Annotated in this window: 2 tRNA genes and 2 rRNA genes; all 4 read left to right on the forward strand. The window is 47.5% G+C overall.

Going from position 1 to position 619, the window contains the following annotated elements:
- A 16S ribosomal RNA gene (locus ACJHX7_RS26235) occupies positions 1-91 on the forward strand; the annotation flags it as partial.
- A gap of 68 nt (positions 92-159) precedes the next feature.
- Positions 160-236 (forward strand) — tRNA-Ile (locus ACJHX7_RS26240).
- A 42-nt stretch (positions 237-278) separates the two neighbouring features.
- Positions 279-354: transfer RNA gene (locus ACJHX7_RS26245), tRNA-Ala, on the forward strand.
- Positions 355-528: 174 nt separating this feature from the next.
- Positions 529-619, forward strand: a 23S ribosomal RNA gene (locus tag ACJHX7_RS26250); the annotation flags it as partial.

Consider the following 619-nt stretch of genomic DNA (forward strand, 5'->3'; position numbering starts at 1 on the left):
CGGGAGGGCGCTTACCACTTTGTGATTCATGACTGGGGTGAAGTCGTAACAAGGTAACCGTAGGGGAACCTGCGGTTGGATCACCTCCTTACCTTAAAGAAGCGTACTTTGCAGTGCTCACACAGATTGTCTGATGAAAATGAGCAGTAAAACCTCTACAGGCTTGTAGCTCAGGTGGTTAGAGCGCACCCCTGATAAGGGTGAGGTCGGTGGTTCAAGTCCACTCAGGCCTACCAAATTTGCACCGCAAATTTGAAGAGGTTTTAACTACATGTTATGGGGCTATAGCTCAGCTGGGAGAGCGCCTGCTTTGCACGCAGGAGGTCTGCGGTTCGATCCCGCATAGCTCCACCATCTCTGTAGTGATTAAATAAAAAATACTTCAGAGTGTACCTGCAAAGGTTCACTGCGAAGTTTTGCTCTTTAAAAATCTGGATCAAGCTGAAAATTGAAACACTGAACAATGAAAGTTGTTCGTGAGTCTCTCAAATTTTCGCAACTCTGAAGTGAAACATCTTCGGGTTGTGAGGTTAAGCGACTAAGCGTACACGGTGGATGCCCTGGCAGTCAGAGGCGATGAAGGACGTGCTAATCTGCGATAAGCGTCGGTAAGGTGATA

Source organism: Escherichia sp. WS1451, from assembly GCF_046487365.1.
GTDB lineage: Bacteria > Pseudomonadota > Gammaproteobacteria > Enterobacterales > Enterobacteriaceae > Escherichia > Escherichia coli.